Raw genomic sequence first — 16,095 nt, 5'->3', positions numbered from 1 at the left:
CTAGCTCCGCTTGCGCGCGCGTTGACTGCGGTAGGTGTCCAGGACCACGGCGATGACGATCACGGCGCCGGTGATGATGCGCTTGGTCGGTTCGCTGGCACCGATCTGCGCCAGACCGGCGGCGAGCACGGAAATGATCAGCACGCCGAAGAAGGTGCTGATGACCGACCCGCGCCCGCCCATCAGGCTGGTCCCACCGATGACCACTGCAGCGATCACCTGCAGTTCCAGACCGGCCCCGGCGTTGGGATCGGCCGCCTCGAGGCGGGAAATCTGGAACAGCGCCGCCACGCCCGCCAGCAGACCCATGAGGGAGAAGACCAGCACCTTGTAGGGCTTGGGATTGATCCCCGCCAGGCGCACCGCTTCTTCGTTGGTGCCGATGCCGATCAGGTAGCGGCCGAAGACCGTGCGGGTCAGGGTCAGGTGGGCGATGACGATCACCCCCAGCGCGATCAGGAACGAGGGCGCGATGCCGAAGGCCACAGGGTCGGACAGCCAGGCGAAGGCGTCACCGATGTAGGCGGTACGCGAATCGGTCATCTGGTAGGCCACCCCGCGGGCCATCTCCAGCACGCCCAGGGAGACGATGAACGACGGGATGCGCCAGGCCACGGTGATCGAACCGGTTATGGTGCCGGCGAGCGCCGCGCAGCCCATGCCCAACAGCGCGGCGGGCAATACACTCCAGCCCCAGCCGAGGATCGCCACGCTGACTGCCGAAGCAGCCAGTGCCAGCACCGAGCCTACCGACAGGTCGATGCCGCCGATGATCAACACGAAGGTCATGCCAACGGCCAGAACCATCAGGTCGGGGATCTGGTTGGCGATGGTGCTGAAGGTGCTGTACGAGAGAAAGTGGCTGCTGAGCACGGAAAACAGCACGATCATGGCCAGCAAGGCGCCGGCCAGGCCCAGGTAGGTCCCCAGGCCCAGGTAGGTGCCGCTGGGTTTGGCGCCAGGCGTGGCTTTGGGCAGTGTTGAAGTTTTCATGCAGGGATCCTTGCTGCAGGCTCGGCCAGCAGCGCATCGCGTTTTTGATAACCGGCGAACGCGGCGGCCAGCAGTTCATCCTGGCTCCAGTGTTCGCGCTCGAAAGTGTCGATCAGACGGCCGGCCGAGAGCACCGCGATGCGGTCGCAGATCAGCATCAGCTCGCGCAGGTCGCTGGAGACCACGACCAGCGCCTTGCCCTGGCGGGTCAGTTCGCCCAGCAGGGCATAGATGTCGAACTTGGCACCGACGTCGATGCCACGAGTCGGCTCGTCGAACAGCAGCACGTTGCAGTCGCGCTCCAGCCAGCGGCCGATCACCACTTTCTGCTGGTTGCCGCCCGAGAGCTCGGCCACGGTTTGTGCCGGGCTGGAGCTGCGGATGCGCATGGCCTCGATCTGGCGCTGGGCCAAGGCCCGTTCGGCCTGGTTGTCGACGACACCCGCGGCGGAAATCGCCGGCATGTTGCCCAAGGCGATATTGGCGCTGATCGATTGCGACAGCAGCAGGCCTTCGCCCTTGCGGTCTTCGGTGATCAAGGCGATGCCATGGGCCACGGCATCGGCGGGACTGCGGATGGTGACTGGCCTGGGTGGCTGGCCAATCGCAACGGTACCGGCATCGCTGGCGTCGGCGCCGAAGATCAGCCGCAGCAGTTCGGTGCGCCCTGCCCCGATCAATCCGGAAATGCCGAAGATCTCGCCCTCACGCACCTCGAAGGACACGTCCTTGACCCTGTCGCCACGGCTCATGCCTTGCACCTGGAACATGGGCGCGCCAATGCGTCGCTCACCCAGGTCGATGCGTTCGCCCAGTTCGCGGCCCACCATGAGGTTGACCAGTTGCTCACTGTCGTAGCGCGCCATCGGCTCGACACACACCAGGCGCCCGTCGCGCAGCACGGCGATGCGTTGCGCGACCTGGGCCAGTTCTTCGAGGCGATGGGAAATATAGATGATCGACACGCCGCGTTCGCGCAACCGAAGAATCTGCGCGAACAGCATGTCGACCTCGCGCGCGGTGAGCATCGCGGTGGGTTCGTCGAGGACCAGCACCCGGCAGTCGCCGATCAGGTTGCGGGCAATCTCGACCATTTGCTGATGACCGATGCCCAGGTCGCTCACCAACGTATCCGGGTCGATGGCGTCGAGGCCCACCTGGGCCATGGCCTGGCGAGCCTGCTCGCGCAGGCGCCGACGATCGATCCAGCCACCGCGGCTGGGCAGATCGTGAAGAAACAGGTTTTCCGCAACGGTCAGCGTCGGCAACAGGTTGAGCTCCTGCATGACCATGCGCACCCCGCCACGCTCGGCTGCGGTACGGCTGCCGGGCAGCCAGGCCTGGCCCTGGAACTGCATCTGGCCGGTGGTTGGCGCTTCCAGGCCACCGATTATCTTCGACAGGGTGCTCTTGCCCGCGCCGTTCTCGCCGGTCAGGGCCAGCACTTCGCCGCGGTGCAGCTCAAGGTCGATGTCCCACAGCACGGGCTGGGCATAGGTCTTGCCGATGCCACTGACCGACAGTACAACATTGGATGTCATAGGGTTCTCCAGACGCGCCTGCCGACAGCAGGCCGAGGCAATGCCCAGGCCTGCCGCGAGACGCTCTGCATCAAGGCTTGGTGACGAGCTCGACCGGGGTCTGGATCACGCCGTTGGCGTCGACGTCGAGCTTGTCGCCCTTGATCATGCCCAATGCACTCTGGATGCCGAACACCGCCTGGCGGGCGGCGAACTGGTCGGCCGTGGCCAGTACGCGACCGTCCTTGAGCATTGGCTTGATGGCATTGATGTTGTCGTAGCCCACCACCTGGACCTTGCCCGCCTTGCCTGCGGCACGCACCGCAGAGACCGCACCGAGCGCCATGCTGTCATTGCCGGCCAGCAGGGCCTTGAGGTCGGGGTATTCATTGAGCATGGCGGAAGCGACGGCATTGCCCTTGTCGATTTCCCAGTTGCCCGACTGCACGGAGACGATCTTCATCTGCGCCGCTTCCATGGCGTCCTTGAAGCCGGCCGTGCGCATCTGCGCGTTGGTGGTGGTCGGTACGCCTTCGATGATGCCGACCTGGTCGCCTGCAGTGAGTTGCTTGGCCAGGTAGTCGCCGACCAGCTTGGCGCCCTTGCGGTTGTCGGGACCCACGAACGGCACCTGGATACCTTTGCTTTTGAGTACGCCGGCATCCAGCTGGTTGTCGATGTTGACGACTTTGATGCCGGCATCCATGGCCTTCTTGATGATCGGCACCAGGGCCTTGGAGTCTGCCGGGGCGATGACCAGTGCATCGACCTTGGCCACGATCATCTGCTCGACGATGCGAATCTGATTGGCGGTGTCGGACTCGTCCTTGATGCCGTTGGACACCAGATCGAAATCGGCGGCGTGTTCTTTCTGGTAGCTCTTGGCGCCGTCTTCCATGGTCAGGAAGAATTCGTTGGCCAGGGACTTCATGACCAGCGCGACCTTGGGTTTCTGGGTGTCGGCGAAGGAGGATTGCAGCGGGGCGATGGCGCCGATGGCAGCCATCAGGGAGACAGCGAGCAGGCGTCCAGCGAAGGGCAGCTTCATGGGGTTACTCCGATCTTATGATTGTTTTCGAGCAACGGTTCGCGGTTATTCGCAAACGTTTGCGTACTGGAAACTATGGCCATGCATCAGTCCTTTGTCAATCTCGTGGAGATGCTTCCACCCAAGCATCTGTAGCGCTCGCCACAACACCGCCCTGCAGGTGCGAGACAGCTCCGCATCACGATACAAAGTCAGTCATTCATTCATCCTCGGGCCGAGCCCATAAAAATTGCCATGACTAACCACGAAGCCCTTGCCCTTCATACTGCAACCCCCAGGCTGCACGTTGTCGACGGCCGTGCACTTGCGCGGCGCGATGTCGTGTACCACAGAGATCAACCCGGTTTCGCGCAGGCACGTATTACCCGCCATGATTACAACGCCGGTGGGCAGCGTGTCTGTAGCATAGACCCTCGCCTGCATGCGGCCCGGTCCGAGCAACCCGACATCGAGCCCAATCTGCAACAACGTTACAGCCTGGGAGGTCGCTGCCTGCGCAGCCGTAGTGTCGACGCCGGCACCACTGTGACCTTGCACGACGCCTGCGGGCGAGAGGCTGTGACATGGCTCGCCAATGGTGTCGAGCAGAGCCGGCACTACGAGGCTGCGCCACTGCCTGGGCGACTCTTGTCGATCACAGCGCTGGGAACCGACGGAGCCACGCGGACAGCCGAGCGCTGGCAATGGGCTGATGGCCAGCCATGGGAGCGAGAGCGCAACCTTGCCGGGCACTGTCACACACGTTTCGACGGCGCCGGCAAGAATGTTGTCCAGAGCCGTAGCTTGCTCGGCTCAATCACCAGCGAGTGCTTGCAGCTGCTGCAAGGCCATGAGGAAAGCGACTGGTCTGGTGAAGACCCCTTGGCATGGGCAAGAAGCCTGGAGCCAGAATGTTCGAGCAGTTCGGTGATTGTCGATACTTGCGGCGCGATCGTGGCCAGTGAGGATGCCAAGGGGCATCGTCAACGCCATGGTTTCGATCGCTGTGGACAGCATCGGGCCAGCTGGGTCACCCCCATGGGCAGCACCGAAACGCCTGTGGTTCTGGATGTCAGCTACGACGCCAACGGCCAGAGGCTGATGGAGCATGATGCCAACGGGTTGGTCACCCACCATACCTACGCACCCGACACCCTGCGGCTGGTCGGCAGGAAAACCACCCGCCTGCACGACCGTCGGGTGTTGCAGGATTTGCGTTACCAGTACGATCCTGTCGGATTGGTGACCCAGGTACGCGACCATGCCGAGCAGACGCGATTCTGGCGCAACCAGAAAATAGAGCCACAACAGGACTACCAGTACGACTCGCTATCGCAGCTGATACTGGCCAGCGGGCGTCAAATGGCTGCACTCGGCCAACCTGATAGCCCGCTCCATGCGCTGCCTGTCGACACCCATGCCTACACCCTCTATCAACGCCGCTACACATACGACCAGTCCGGTAACCTGCTGACCATTCGGCACACCGTCCCGGCTACCAGCACCGGCTACACGATCAGGCTTACAGCCTCCGCGCGGAGCAACCGGACCGTCCTGAGCGACCTTTGCGACGACCCCGCATTGATCGATAACCACTTCGATGCCGCTGGCCAGCAGCGAGCGGTGGACGGCGCTCAACGCGCTGCCTGGAACAGTCGCATGCAACTGGGCAGTGTCACGCGAGACGCAGCAGGTAGCGAGCATTACCTTTACGGCCAGCATCACCAACGGCTGCGCAAGACTCATGCTCATGGCAGTACTCGCTATTTACCGGGTCTGGAGTTGCAGCAGCACGACAGCCATGCTTTGCACTGCATCAATGTGACCGAGCATGTTCGCGTGCTGCACTGGCCTCAGGGCAGCCCAGAGGGTCTGGCCAACGATCAGTTGCGCTACAGCTACACTGACCTGCTGGGCAGTCATGGCTTGGAAATCGATGGCGACGGCTGTGTCATCAGCCGCGAGGAATTCTTCCCGTTCGGTACCACCTCTGTGTGGGCCTGCCGCAATCAGACCGAGGCCAGTTACAAGACTCTGCGCTACTCGGGCAAGGAACGCGACAACACCGGCCTCTACTATTATGGCTACCGCTATTACCAGCCATGGACCGGACGCTGGCTCAGCGCCGACCCGGCGGGTGCTGTGGATGGTCTGAACCTGTACGCAATGGTCCGCAACTCACCGCTGTCAGCAGTGGACGACGACGGTCGTATGCTGCGGATCGTCGTGAAAGGCGGGATCGGTGCAGCCGGGATCGGCTACGAGGCTTATAAGCACAACGACCGACAGTCCCAGGCGCCAGCACAGCCTGGCGACGCTTCGACGAGCGGCTCTATGGGTGACCGGCGGGCAGACAAGGTGATCGGCAAGATCCAGCGGATGAAGAACGAATTCAGTCCAGGGCAACAGATTCTGAACAATGCAAAGGGCCGCGCGCAAACGGCGGATCATCTGGCGCATGGTCAACTGCCGGGGGCCAATGCAGTCCTCAAGGGCGCTGAAAGCGTCGCTACTGTGGTCGAGTTCAGCCAGACCGGCGACCTCTCCCAGATCAATAAAGCACCTCTGTCGGGCGCGGTAGCTACGGACGCGGTCAATGGCGCTGCTCACAGCATCAAAGCCACCATCAAAAACACCCAGAAAGCCGTGAAAGGGGCTGCCGAAGTGGCAACGCTTTCCGACACCAAAGCTGCAGAAGTGGACGCGTCACTGGGCGATTTGAAAGAACTGGCGCAAGACAAACTGATCACGAATGTGTCGTTAGGCGCCACGGTCAAAGCGGGCCTGGATGGAGCCGCCGCGGTAGTACCTCATCCCGTGGCCAAGGTTGGCCTCAAGATCCTGTCTGCGGCGTGGACGGTGGCGGGCGTGGTGCATGGTGCTGAAGAGCTGGAAGAGATCGCCAAAACCCACAAGGATGTGCTCGTGAGCAAAACCGGCGAAAACCTCATGGGACAAATGAAGACGGTGAATGGGTCCAATCGTGCGGGGATCTTGGATCGCGTCAAAAAGAGCTACGGTTTTTCCGACACTCCATGAGGCCGAGCGCCGTCTTTTGATAACCCGGTGGCTGGCTATCTGCGACGTTTTGCCACTCAACTAATAGGCCTACCAACAGTCGAAGCTGCATCGGTTACATTTTGTAGCTATTTCAGGGGTGCGAGCCCGAAGAGGCCGGATGAGCTTTATCTTGTGGATGGCCGTGCTGGGCGTCCTGCTGTTGATGCTGGCGCTGACGGCGTCTTACCTGCGCTGGCTGCCAGTGACCACCTCGGCGGTGTGCCTGGCATTCGGCGTGGCCATCGGTCCCATAGGGCTGGGCCTGTTCACCACCGATTTCAAGGACACCGCCTCCTGGCTCGAACGCCTGGCGGAGGCGGCGGTGTTGTTTTCGCTGTTCAGCACCGGCATCAAACTGCGACTGGGATTGGGCCGCAGTGCCTGGCGCGCAGCTTATATGCTGTCGGGCCCGGTGATGATCGTTTCGATTCTGGGCGTTTGCCTGGTAGCGCACTATGCCCTGGGCTTGTCGTGGGGGGTGAGCATGCTGCTCGGGGCGATGCTGGCGCCGACCGATCCGGTGTTGGCGTCCATGGTCCAGGTGAACAGCGCGCAGGACTTCGACCGCGTGCGCTTCGGGCTGTCGGGCGAGGCCGGGCTCAACGACGGCACGGCCTTTCCTTTTGTGATCCTGAGCTTGCTGATGCTGCATCATGGCAGCCTCGACAGCCACTGGCTGAGCCAGTGGGCCCTGGAAAATCTGGTGTGGGGCGTGCCGGTCGGATTGCTGATCGGTTACGGGATGGGCCGGGCGATCGGTCACTTGATGATCTACCTGCGCGTGCGCCATGCCGACAGCACCAACTCGCCGAACGATTTTCTGGCGCTGGCATTGATCGCCCTGTCGTACTTCGCGGCCGCTTCGGTGGGCGCTTTCGGCTTTCTCGCGGTGTTCGCCGCAGGGCTGGGGCTGCGGCAGGCAGAAGTACGTACGTCGAACTCCGAGGTGCCTTCGGAGCACCTGGCCAAGCCGATCAGCGGGCACCGTGACATGGCTCCCGAAGAAGGGACCGTCACCCACCCCAACGATCTGGAAGACGGGCAGCTGGCCGCAGGGGTGATGATGGGCGACATCCTGGTGTTCGGCAATCTGGTGGAACGGTCCATGGAGGTACTGCTGATCACCATTCTGGGGGCGACCTTGTCCGCCTATTGGGATTGGCGAGCGGTGGGCCTGGCGGCCGCGCTGTTCTGCGTGATTCGGCCATTGAGCGTGTGGCTGCTGGTGAGCCGACGGTTGCTCGACGGGCATCAGCGCGCGTTGCTGGGCTGGTTCGGCATCCGCGGGATCGGGTCGATCTATTACCTGTGCTATGCCCTCGCCCACGAACTGCCCGAGTCGGTCGAGCAGGTCTGCATCAGCCTGACGCTGTCGGTGGTGGCATTGAGCATTCTGGTGCACGGCATCAGTACCCAGCCGCTGCTCGAACATTACGAGCGTCGACGAAAACCGGTTTAGCGGCGGATGCGGCGAGTCAGGGAAGGCGCGGTGCTGTCGGCGGTGTGGATCAACCCCGTGCCGCGATCCCTCTAGCAGCGGCGCGAGCCGCGTCGGCGGTGCGTGCGGTGTGCCTGGAGCTTCGCGGTGTTGCCGGACGCGGCTCGCGCCGCTGCTACAGGGTATCGGTTCGGATGCACCGGCCCGGTCAAAAAGGTATAGAATCCCCAGCATTTGAAGGATCGGTCCTTGTCATCCAGACAGGACAGATCGCGCATAACCCATACAGGCAGATCGGATATTGGAACAGCTAAAGCGCCTCGCTAGCGGGATTGAAGGGCTCGATTTGTTGCTCAAGGGTGGGCTGGTGGCCGGTGCGTCCTACATCGTGCAAGGCCGTCCCGGCTCAGGCAAGACGATCCTGGCCAATCAGTTGGGCTTCAATCACGTGCGTCAGGGCGGCCGCGTGCTGGTTGCCACACTGCTCGCCGAGTCCCATGAGCGACTGTTCCAATACCTGTCTACCCTGAGTTTTTTCGATGCCTCGAAGATAGGCAACGAAATCCAGTTCGTCAGTGCTTTCGACACGCTGGAAAACGAAGGGCTGGATGAAGTGGTCAAGCTGCTGCGCCGCGAAATCAGTCGGCAGAAAGCAACCATCCTGATCGTCGACGGTGTGCTGAACGCCCGCTCCAAGGCCGATTCGCAGATCGACACCAAAAAATTCATCTCCGAGTTGCAAGGCCATGCGGCGTTCGCCGGGTGCACCGTGCTGTTCCTGACCAGTTCGCGTCTGGACGACGGCAGCCCCGAACACACCATGGTCGATGGCGTCATCGAGCTGGGTGAAGAACTGTTCAACACCCGCTCGGTGCGCCGCATCCAGTTGCGCAAGACCCGTGGCAGCGGCGCGCTGTCCGGCCTGCACGAGTGCGAGATCACCGACGACGGGTTGGTGGTCTATCCTCGCCTGGAAAGCCTGTACAGCCGCCCTTCCTGTCCCGACCTCACCGATCTGAGCCGAGTGCCCAGCGGCATTCCTGACCTGGACAACCTGATCGGTGGCGGGCTGCCGCGTTCCTCGGTGACCCTGGTCATGGGCCCCTCGGGTATCGGCAAGACCAGCCTGGGTATCAACTTCCTGGCGGCCTCGACCCCTGAGGAACCCGGACTGCTGTTCGGCATGTACGAATCCGAGCGCCGCCTGCAAGTGAAGGCGCGGTCACTGGGCCACGACTTCGAGGCCCTGCAGGCCAGCGGCGCCCTGCACGTGTGCTGGCAGCCGACCACCGAAGGCCTGCTCGACGGGCTGGGTGCGCGCCTGCTGCATCAGGTCGAGATTCACGGCATCAAGCGTGTGCTGATCGACAGCCTGGGCGGGATGGCTCGCACGGCGACCAGTACCGTACGCCTGACCGAGTTCTTCAGCACCCTGATGAGCGAGCTCCGCACCCGCGGCGTGACCGTATTCGCCACGTGGGAAATCCGCGGCCTGTTCGGCCCGGAGATCACCTCGCCGGCTCCCGATCTTTCCAGCATCGTCGACAACATCCTGCTGACGCGATTTGTCGAACATGAGTCTGAACTAAAGCGGTTGATTTCCATTCTTAAGGTCAGAGACAGTTTTTATGATCCTTCGCTATTGGAGCTGGTCATCCATGGTCATGGAATCGACCTGAGAAAGGCGTTCAAAAATGCAGAGGCAGTGTTATCAGGTAGCGCCTCCACGATATCGAATCCGTGATGTTGCCGGGGTCGAACTGACATGGCCACTATCCTGATCGTCGACGATGAGTATCTCATCGCCGACATCCTTGGTTACGCTCTTGAAGACGAAGGCTACATGGCCGTGACGGCTGGCAATGGCAAGCGTGCATTGGAGATCCTTGATCGCGAGCGTCCCGCGCTGGTCATTACCGACTTCATGATGCCAGGCATGAACGGCCTTGAGCTGGCGCAAAGAATTCGCGGTAACGAATCGTTTTGCACCGTGCCCATCCTGTTGATGAGTGGCGCGCAAGGCAGCGTCGGGCGTGCCACGCCCGATCTTTTCGCTGCCGTCTACGACAAGCCATTCGATATCAACCAAGTGGTCGCGAAGGTTCGCGAGCTGGTGCCGCTGGAGCCCCTCAAGCCGCTTTGAGCGATTGCTTGCTTTGCTACAGCGTCAGGATCTCGTACCCATCAGCCGTGACCGCTACCATGTGTTCCCATTGCGCGGACAACGACTGGTCACGCGTAACCACCGTCCAGCCATCGGCCAATTGGCGGGTGCCCGCCTTGCCTGCGTTGATCATGGGCTCGATGGTGAAGATCATGCCCTGGGTTAAACGCATCCCCTCGCCCTTGCGGCCATAGTGCAGCACCTGCGGTTCGTCGTGATAGATCTGGCCGATACCATGCCCGCAGTACTCGCGCACGACGCTGAAGCCTTCGCGGTGCGCGACGCTCTGGATTGCGTGACCGATGTCGCCCAGGGTGGCGCCTGGCTTGACCACTTCTATACCGGCCAGCATCGCTTCATGGGTGGTTTCCACCAGACGCTTGGCCAATGGGCTTGGCTCACCCACGTAGTACATGCGACTGGTGTCGCCGAACCAACCATCCTTGATGACCGCCACATCGATATTGACGATGTCGCCGTCGGCCAGCACGACCTTGTCGCTGGGCACCCCGTGGCAGACCACCTGGTTGACCGAGATGCACGCCGTCTTGGTGAAGCCGTGGTAGCCAACGTTGGCCGGGATCACCTTCAGCTCGTTCACGATGTAGGCGTTGCACAGCTCGTCCAGGTATTGCGTGGTGACGCCTGCCTGCACGTGCGGGGCGATCATGCGCAATACGTCAGCGGCCAGGGCACCGGCGTGGCGGGCCATCGCGATTTGCTCCGGGGTGCGGCTCAGATTCTTGCGGCTCACTGATTTCTCCTGCTATTGGAACCCCTATGCTAACAGAGCGCCGGTGCATTGCCTCGTCGTGGCGTATCGACCTGATTTAATTACAAATCCCACAAAACTTTTTGTAACCATTTCGTTCATAAGACTCACAGCCCAGCGCCACACCGGCAGATGGTCGCGAAAAGCGCACAGGCAATGACTTCGAACGCGGTTCGAAGACTTCAAGCTCCAAGCAGTTCGACATAATCATAATATCCGCTGGCACCGACGGCCCTTGGGACCGTCCCCCTCCATGCCTGGCATCGCACCACCGAACGCTGACACTTGCCTTGCTCTTTTCGTGCGCGATCCTGCGTGACGCATCACGACCTATTGCCTGCGAGCAATGAAAGGAATGAGCCTTGTCCAGTTCCAACACCACCGCACCTGACACTTCGCCAGCGGGCGAAGAAAATGACGCCACCCGTACTAGCCCTGGCCAGATCGTGGTGCGCGTAGCGATCATCGCCACCATGGGCGCTCTGGCCTTCGGCTACGACACCGGGGTGATTTCCGGCGCCCTGCCCTTCATGACCCAAGGGCCGGACCAGGGCGGTCTGGGGCTCACTCCGTTCACCGAGGGCCTGGTAGCGTCCTCGTTGATCCTCGGTGCGGCGTTTGGCTCGTTGTTCGCCGGTCATCTGGCCGACAAATACGGCCGCCTGACCGCGCTCAAGGGCCTGGCCATCCTGTTCATGATCGGCGCCCTGGGCTCGGCCCTCGCCCCAACCGTGGCCATCATGGTCGCCACTCGATTCGTGCTCGGTCTCGCGGTGGGGGGTGCATCGGCGATCGTGCCGATGTTCATTGCCGAGATAGCCGGGCCCAACAAGCGAGCCCGACTGGTCAGCCAGAACGAACTGATGATCGTCACCGGGCAACTGGTGGCCTATATCTCCAATGCCTTGCTGGCGCATTTTGCCCACACCCCTGACGTGTGGCGCTGGATGCTCGCCATCGCGGTGATCCCGGCGGCCTTGCTGTGGATCGGCATGCACTTCGTTCCGACTTCGCCACGCTGGCTCGCCAGCAAGGGACGTATGGAAGAAGCCCGCGAGGTGCTGGAAAAGATCCGCTCGAGCAAGAAGCAGGTCGACAAGGAAATGAAGGAGATCCAGGCTCAGAACGACGAGGAACGTGCTGACGTGAGCTGGTCCTCGATCTGGGCCGAACCCTGGCTGCGTCGGTTGCTGCTGGTGGGCATGGGCCTGGGCTTCGTGGCCCAGCTCACAGGCGTCAACGCGTTCATGTACTTCACCCCGGTGATTCTCAAGTCCACGGGACTGGGCACCAACGCGGCGCTTACCGCGACCATCGGCAACGGTGTCGCTTCGGTGATCGCTACCTTGATCGGCATCTGGCTGGTCGGTCGCCATGGCCGTCGGCCGATGTTGATGACCGGGCTGTGCTTCGTGGTCCTGGCGCAGGTGCTGCTGTGTGGCGTGCTGACCATGCTGCCCTCCTCGCTGCTGCAAAGCTACCTGGCGCTGGCCTGTATCCTGATGTTCCTGCTGTTCATGCAGACTTTCATCGCCCCGGTCTACTGGCTGCTGATGTCCGAGCTGTTTCCCTCCCATCTGCGCGGCATGATGACCGGTACGGCGGTGTGCTTCCAATGGCTGTGCAACGCGTCGGTGGCGTTCCTGTTCCCCATCGCCCTGGCTGGCTTCGGCCCCTATACCTTCATGCTGTTCGCCGCGATCAACGTCATGTCGCTGATCTTCGTCGCGATGTGCGTCCCGGAAACGCGCGGCAAGTCGCTGGAGCAGATCGAACGGCACATGGAGAAGGAATTCACCCCGGACGAACCCGCCAGCGCCTGAGGCGATACCGATCGCGGCTCGATATGTCCAGTCGGGAGTGTTGCAGGTAACATGGCTGAAGTTGTTTTCATCTTCAGCCTGTCGCCTGCAAGGAAGAACGCCCCCATGACCCACCCTGACGACGTCATTGCCAGCCGCGTTCTGCACCTGCTCGAACAACGCGCCGTGGGCACGTCCATCTGCCCTTCGGAAGTGGCGCGCTCGCTGGAGCAGGACGAGCCCGCGTGGCGCGCGCTGATGCCGGAGGTTCGCCGGGTGGCTCGGGCCCTGGCGGCCGCCGAGATCATCGACCTGACCCAGGGCGATGACCGGCTGAATCCCGACAAGGAACCGGAGGGGCCAATCAGACTGCGCCGGGGTGCGCACTTCAAGCACCCTTGAGGTCAATCCGCGGACGTGCGTTTGCAGACGTATACCTGACGGCCACAGTTTGCTAGGTTTCCCGACCGCCTTCCCCGATCTGGCCGAAATCCATGACCCGTACTCCTCCCCACGCTGCCACCGGCGCACCTGATCAACCGTCCCACCAAACGAGCTTCTGGCTGATCGCCGTGGCCTTTCTGATCACCATGGTCGGCACCACCCTGCCGACGCCGCTGTACGCACTGTATCAACAGCATCTGGGCTTCGGTGCGACCTGGGTCACGTTGATTTTCGCCATCTATGCGGCCGGGGTGATCAGTGCATTGCTGGCCGTCGGCAGCTGGTCCGATCAATTGGGTCGGCGACCGATGCTGCTGGCAGGCTTGGCCATGGGCGCGATCAGCGCGGTGATTTTCCTGTGCACCGACTCCATTGGCGGATTGCTGATCGCTCGGCTGATCTCGGGCTTTTCGGCCGGGATCATGACCGGTACCGGTACGGTGGCAGTGATCGAAGCGGCGCCCAAGCGCTGGCGGAACAGCGCAACATTGGTCGCCACGGCGGCCAACATGCTTGGCCTGGGGCTGGGCCCGCTGCTGGCCGGTTTCACGTCACAGTTTCTGCCTTGGCCGGTGCACCTGGCCTTCGTCGTGCACCTGGTCCTGCTGCTGGCGGCTACGGCAGCCATCCTGGCCGTCGGCGAGACGGTGCAACGACCCGCCAAACCACGCCTGGGATTCCAGCGCCCGAGCCTGCCGGCAGCAGTGCGCGGCCCGTTCGTACCCGCCGCCATCGCCGGCCTTGCCGGGTTCAGCGTGACCGGATTGTTCACCTCGCTGGTACCGGCGATCATGCGTCAGGTCATGGGGCACGCGGGAGGCCTGGTGATCGGTGCAGTGATTCTGGTGCTGTTCGCTGGCTCCATCGTCGGCCAGGCCTGGGTCAGGCGGATTCGCGAAGCCGCGCAGATGACCGTTGGCTGCACGGTGCTGATCCTCGGTGTCGCCTGTCTGGGCCTGAGTATCGCCAGCGCCCAGCTCTGGCTGCTGGTGCTCGGCGGCGCCCTGAGCGGAATCGGCCAAGGCCTGACCTTTCGGGCCGGCATGGGCGCGGTGGCCAATGCCGCGCCCGTCGGCCAGAAGGCCGGGGTCACCTCGGCGCTGTTCATCGTCTATTACCTGTCCATGTCGGTGCCGGTGATCGCGGTGGGCGTGAGCATTCCCGTGTTCGGACTGCATCATTCTGCCGAGTTCTTCAGCGCCGTAGTGGCACTGATAGCGGTGCTGGCAATGCTCAGCATGAACATCGTGCGCGCCCGAGCGTCCAATGCCTGAGTCGACCGTCTGCAGGTCGCCAACAGGAGAATGACCATGACACCTGAAACCGAAGGCAAAGAAGAAAAAGGCCCCAATGGTGTGCCCTTCATCAACGATCCAGGCAGCGAGGACCCAGGCTCGGTGACCACTGAAGATGCCACGGTGCCGCTTCAGGAAGAAGATGACGAGGATGACGAGTCCTATCAATAGGCCGAATCGGCCACAAGCCCGACTCTGAGGGTCGGCGCCACCCAAGCGCCATTGCGCCCCGCTATGCTGGATGCTTCCTGCATCCCCTAGCGAGGCATTCGTACCGATGGAGACCCTCACTCCTGCCGCGAACAGTTGGTTGACCCTTCCCGCCCACCGGCACTGGCTGGCCCGGCAAGGCCAGCGATTGCTGGAGTTCGCCAAGGCGGCGCGCATCGAAGACGGCTTTGCGGACCTCGACAACCGGGGCCGACCGGTGCTGGCCAGCGGTGCATTGACCATACAGACCGCCCGCATGACCCATAGCTTTGCCCTGGCCTGCCTGCAGGGCATCCCTGGCAGTGCGGCCATGGTCGACCATGGCATCCGCGCGTTGCAGGGTCCATTGCGCGATGCACGGCACGGTGGCTGGCATGCCAGCGCCAGGCCGGCCTCCACGTCGCGCAAGCAAGCCTATCTGCATGCATTCGTGGCGCTGGCGGCGAGCTCGGCCGTAGCGGCCGGACGACCAGGCGCTGCGGCGTTGCTGGCCGACGCGGTCGACGTTCTGGAGCGGCGCTTCTGGTGCGAGGCCGAGCAGGCATTCGTGGAATCCTTCGCTCAGGACTGGAGCGACCAGGAAGACTACCGGGGTGGCAACAGCAACATGCACGGGGTGGAGGCCTGCCTGGCCCTGGCCGACGTCTGCAACGACGCCAAGTGGCTGGATCGCGCACTGGCGATCAGCGAGCGGCTGATTCACCAGCACGCGGCAGCCACCAACTATCTGCCAGTCGAACATTTCGACGCCCACTGGCAAGCGCTACCCGACTACAACCATGACCGCCCCGGGGACGAGTTCCGTCCCTACGGACAGACGCCAGGGCATGCCTTCGAGTGGGCGCGGCTGCTCCTGCACCTGGAAGCCGCACGGCACCGCATCGGTCTGGCCAACCCCAGCTGGCTGGCCGAAGACGCCCAGCATCTGTTCGCCGCAGCCTGTCGGGTCGGCTGGGCGGTGGATGGCCAGCCGGGAATCGTCTACACGGTGGACTGGCAACAACGGCCGGTGGTCGCGCAGCGCCTGCACTGGACGCTGGCCGAAGCGGTGGCTGCCGCTGCAGCGCTGTACCAGCGTACTGGCGATGCCAGCCATGAGCGCTGGTACCGTGAGTTCTGGGACTACATCGACCTCTACCTGATCGATCGCGAGCATGGCAGCTGGCACCATGAACTCGATACGGGCAATCAACCGGCGCAGACCATCTGGCCGGGCAAACCCGACCTCTACCACGCCTATCAGGCGACCCTGTTGCCAGCTCTGCCACTGGCGCCCAGCCTGGCGACCGCGCTGGCGCGCCAATCTGGGCTGGGATGAGCGCTACACGCTTCAGGGGATTGGCGTGGTTGCGCCAATCCGACTGAATTTT

General features: G+C 62.7%; 13 protein-coding genes. 9 read left to right on the top strand and 4 right to left on the bottom strand.

From position 1 onward, the window contains the following. The 3 genes from BLV18_RS07470 to BLV18_RS07460 form a co-directional block, all read right to left on the bottom strand. Positions 1-993 carry an ABC transporter permease gene (locus BLV18_RS07470; protein ID WP_056843052.1) on the bottom strand — a complete coding sequence of 331 codons (993 nt, stop codon included), beginning with the start codon at positions 991-993 and terminating at the stop codon, positions 1-3. Beyond that, the gene (locus BLV18_RS07465) at positions 990-2,534 is read right to left on the bottom strand and encodes a sugar ABC transporter ATP-binding protein (RefSeq protein ID WP_090357399.1); all 1,545 of its coding nucleotides are present in this window, start codon (positions 2,532-2,534) and stop codon (positions 990-992) included. Before BLV18_RS07465 ends, BLV18_RS07470 begins: the two co-directional genes overlap by 4 nt. Positions 2,535-2,604: 70 nt before the next feature. Then, the gene (locus BLV18_RS07460; protein WP_090357397.1) at positions 2,605-3,561 is read right to left on the bottom strand and encodes a sugar ABC transporter substrate-binding protein; all 957 of its coding nucleotides are present in this window, start codon (positions 3,559-3,561) and stop codon (positions 2,605-2,607) included. Positions 3,562-4,902: 1,341 nt separating this feature from the next. Here BLV18_RS07460 and BLV18_RS22735 point away from each other — a divergent pair. The 4 genes from BLV18_RS22735 (at position 4,903) to BLV18_RS07440 (ending at position 10,181) form a co-directional block, all read left to right on the top strand. Next, positions 4,903-6,579, top strand: a complete 1,677-nt coding sequence (locus tag BLV18_RS22735) for an RHS repeat domain-containing protein (RefSeq protein ID WP_425272620.1) — start codon at positions 4,903-4,905, stop codon at positions 6,577-6,579. A 139-nt stretch (positions 6,580-6,718) separates the two neighbouring features. Further along, a complete protein-coding gene (locus tag BLV18_RS07450; RefSeq protein WP_090357393.1) occupies positions 6,719-8,059 on the top strand; it encodes a cation:proton antiporter in 1,341 nt (446 codons plus the stop codon). 277 nt (positions 8,060-8,336) lie between these two features. Beyond that, positions 8,337-9,782: an ATPase domain-containing protein gene (locus BLV18_RS07445; RefSeq protein WP_167375979.1), complete on the top strand. Its 1,446-nt coding sequence runs from the start codon at positions 8,337-8,339 to the stop codon at positions 9,780-9,782. A gap of 21 nt (positions 9,783-9,803) precedes the next feature. After that, a complete protein-coding gene (locus tag BLV18_RS07440) occupies positions 9,804-10,181 on the top strand; it encodes a response regulator (protein ID WP_090357388.1) in 378 nt (125 codons plus the stop codon). 16 nt (positions 10,182-10,197) lie between these two features. Here the strand turns inward: BLV18_RS07440 and map are convergent, their stop codons facing one another. Further along, a complete protein-coding gene (map, locus tag BLV18_RS07435) occupies positions 10,198-10,956 on the bottom strand; it encodes a type I methionyl aminopeptidase (protein WP_208598846.1) in 759 nt (252 codons plus the stop codon). Between the two features lie 380 nt (positions 10,957-11,336). Here map and BLV18_RS07430 point away from each other — a divergent pair, with 380 nt between their 5' ends. The 5 genes from BLV18_RS07430 to BLV18_RS07415 all read left to right on the top strand — a co-directional run bounded on the left by BLV18_RS07430 (position 11,337) and on the right by BLV18_RS07415 (position 16,043). Continuing rightward, entirely contained in the window at positions 11,337-12,797 is a 1,461-nt protein-coding gene (locus tag BLV18_RS07430; protein WP_049859152.1) for a sugar porter family MFS transporter, read from the top strand. 51 nt (positions 12,798-12,848) lie between these two features. Further along, a complete protein-coding gene (locus BLV18_RS07425) occupies positions 12,849-13,178 on the top strand; it encodes a DUF3253 domain-containing protein (protein WP_208598845.1) in 330 nt (109 codons plus the stop codon). Between the two features lie 92 nt (positions 13,179-13,270). Next, positions 13,271-14,494: an MFS transporter gene (locus tag BLV18_RS07420; protein WP_090357386.1), complete on the top strand. Its 1,224-nt coding sequence runs from the start codon at positions 13,271-13,273 to the stop codon at positions 14,492-14,494. 36 nt (positions 14,495-14,530) lie between these two features. Then, positions 14,531-14,686 (top strand): hypothetical protein, encoded by a 156-nt coding sequence (locus tag BLV18_RS22320; RefSeq protein ID WP_167375915.1) that lies wholly within the window; start codon positions 14,531-14,533, stop codon positions 14,684-14,686. 106 nt (positions 14,687-14,792) lie between these two features. Continuing rightward, positions 14,793-16,043 carry a D-mannose isomerase gene (locus tag BLV18_RS07415; RefSeq protein WP_090357384.1) on the top strand — a complete coding sequence of 417 codons (1,251 nt, stop codon included), beginning with the start codon at positions 14,793-14,795 and terminating at the stop codon, positions 16,041-16,043. The last annotated feature ends 52 nt before the right edge of the window (positions 16,044-16,095 follow it).

Origin of the sequence: Pseudomonas coleopterorum (genome assembly GCF_900105555.1) — a bacterium.
Classification (GTDB): Bacteria; Pseudomonadota; Gammaproteobacteria; order Pseudomonadales; family Pseudomonadaceae; genus Aquipseudomonas; species Aquipseudomonas coleopterorum.
This window is presented reverse-complemented; position numbering and strand designations above follow the sequence as displayed.

Excerpts from the sequence above, each read along its gene's own strand:
- BLV18_RS07470 (WP_056843052.1), bottom strand. The coding sequence starts at position 993 with ATGAAAACTTCAACACTGCCCAAAGCCACGCCTGGCGCCAAACCCAGC.
- BLV18_RS07465 (WP_090357399.1), bottom strand. The coding sequence starts at position 2,534 with ATGACATCCAATGTTGTACTGTCGGTCAGTGGCATCGGCAAGACCTAT.
- BLV18_RS07460 (WP_090357397.1), bottom strand. The coding sequence starts at position 3,561 with ATGAAGCTGCCCTTCGCTGGACGCCTGCTCGCTGTCTCCCTGATGGCT.
- BLV18_RS22735 (WP_425272620.1), top strand. The coding sequence starts at position 4,903 with ATGGCTGCACTCGGCCAACCTGATAGCCCGCTCCATGCGCTGCCTGTC.
- BLV18_RS07450 (WP_090357393.1), top strand. The coding sequence starts at position 6,719 with ATGAGCTTTATCTTGTGGATGGCCGTGCTGGGCGTCCTGCTGTTGATG.
- BLV18_RS07440 (WP_090357388.1), top strand. The coding sequence starts at position 9,804 with ATGGCCACTATCCTGATCGTCGACGATGAGTATCTCATCGCCGACATC.
- BLV18_RS07425 (WP_208598845.1), top strand. The coding sequence starts at position 12,849 with ATGGCTGAAGTTGTTTTCATCTTCAGCCTGTCGCCTGCAAGGAAGAAC.
- BLV18_RS07420 (WP_090357386.1), top strand. The coding sequence starts at position 13,271 with ATGACCCGTACTCCTCCCCACGCTGCCACCGGCGCACCTGATCAACCG.
- BLV18_RS22320 (WP_167375915.1), top strand. The coding sequence starts at position 14,531 with ATGACACCTGAAACCGAAGGCAAAGAAGAAAAAGGCCCCAATGGTGTG.
- BLV18_RS07415 (WP_090357384.1), top strand. The coding sequence starts at position 14,793 with ATGGAGACCCTCACTCCTGCCGCGAACAGTTGGTTGACCCTTCCCGCC.